Source organism: Synechococcus sp. BA-120 BA3, assembly GCF_034931285.1.
GTDB lineage: Bacteria > Cyanobacteriota > Cyanobacteriia > PCC-6307 > Cyanobiaceae > Cyanobium.
Genome location: NZ_JAYGHZ010000445.1, coordinates 1 through 1,679 on the forward strand (window position 1 = coordinate 1; position 1,679 = coordinate 1,679).

Sequence of the window (1,679 nt, forward strand, 5' to 3'; positions counted from 1 at the left end):
CCGCGGCCCTGCTCCAGCAGCTCCAGGCTGACGCGGGCCCGCAGCAGCGCCGCCTCGAAGGCCGGACGCTGCTCCGCCGCCACCGGCAACCGCCCCACCCGCGCCACCAGCAGCTCCAGATCAGGCTGCGCCAGGGCACCGGCGGGCGGCAGCGCTTCGATCAGCCGCTCCAGGGCGGCGCGCCAGGCCAGATCCACCCACGCCGGCACCGGATCAAGCAACTGGGCCAGGCGCAGGAACAGATCCAGGCAGGGCCCCGCGGCGTCGGCGTCCGTCCGGAGCCGCTGCTGCCAGGCCAGGGCCCCGTGCTGCACCAGCTGCTGCTCCAGCACCGGCAGCCAGTCGGGCACCGCCCAGGGCTGGGCCACCGTCGGCTCGAGAATCGCCGCGATCCGCAGGCAGAGCTCGGCATCACCGGCCCGCTCGGGCCGGCTGAAGTCGACCGGCTCCCCGTCGCGGGGCACCAACCGCCCGTGCACCTGGCCCGCCAGCTGGCCCAGCAGATCGCCGTAGCGCTGCCACAGCACCGCCGCCAGCTCGATCACGTGGCCCAGCAGATCATCGTGGGCGGCCAGGGTCGCCTCCAGCTGTCCCTGCTCCAGCGCCTCCCGCAGCGCCGTGGCGCTGGCTTCGGTCAACTCCGCCAGCAAAGGGTCGTCACCGCCGCCGGCCCCGGCCCGCAACGAGGCGATCAGCCGGTGGTACTCCGGGTAGGGCAGCGCCAGCTCGCGCAGCAGCCGCAGCGGCACCCAGACGCCAGGCTCGCCGCTCCCGCCGCCCGCGGTGTCGATGGCGGAACGAGACAAAGCGGGACAGGGGCAATAAGGTTCCGCCATCGATTCCAGCATGGCTGCGATGCTCGCCGAGCCGCCCGGCACCCTGGAAGGCACCGGAGCCTCCCTCGCCGAGTGGCGTCGCCCCGGCCTGGTGGGGCGGCTGGAAGGCTGGAGTCCGGAGGGCGGCCTGGGCGGCTGGGCCTGCCCCTGGCCCCTGCAGGCCGACGCCACCCCCCTGCGGCTGCAGCTGCTGATCGACGACCTGCTCGTTCCCGGCCAGCGCCGGCTGATCGCCGAACTGTGCGCCGCCCAGGCCCGGCCCGATCTGCAGCCCCTGGGCCTCGTCCAGCCCTGCGGCTTCCGCTTCTGGTGGGGGCCTGCCCACCCCCTGCCCCCCTATGCCCAGGGGCTGGTGCTGCGGGTGCTGGCCGCCGAGGGCGGCGTCGAGCTGGCCGGCAGTCCGATGCGCCTCGATGCCGCCACCTACGCCCAGATCGACCAGCAGCGCCAGCACGGTCCGGTGCGCGACGGCGCCTTCACCCGCCTGGAGGCCCCGCTGCTGCACGGCTGGGGCCGGGGCCCCGAGCCCCTGCTGCTGCGCCTCGACGGCGCCACCACCCTGCCGATCACGCCCCCCGACCCCCTGCCCGAGGGGCCCTGGCCCTTCCAGCAGCTGCTCCCCACCGCCCTCTGCGACGGCGACGTCCACCACCTGCAGCTGGAGACCGCCGCCGGCCAGGTGCTGGATCAGCGCTTCGAGCTGTTGCCCTTCCACCTCACCCCCTGGGCGGCCCTGCAGCAGCACGCCCGTCCCCCCTTCCCCGACGAGTTCGCCCCCCTGGCCCGCGAGCGCTACCGCAGCCTGCGCACCTGGCTCGCCTGGGCCGACGCCCACGGCACCCC

Annotated in this window: 1 protein-coding gene and 1 pseudogene; one reads left to right on the forward strand and one right to left on the reverse strand. The window is 75.5% G+C overall.

Going from position 1 to position 1,679, the window contains the following annotated elements; all coding sequences use genetic code 11:
* Positions 1-806, reverse strand: an 806-nt coding sequence (locus tag VB737_RS16620; protein ID WP_500314595.1) for a hypothetical protein, incomplete at its 3' end; no start/stop codon positions are given.
* Positions 807-855: 49 nt separating this feature from the next.
* On the opposite strand from VB737_RS16620, the pseudogene VB737_RS16625 reads away from it, so the two are divergent.
* Positions 856-1,679: pseudogene (locus tag VB737_RS16625) on the forward strand (glycosyltransferase family 2 protein); the annotation flags it as partial.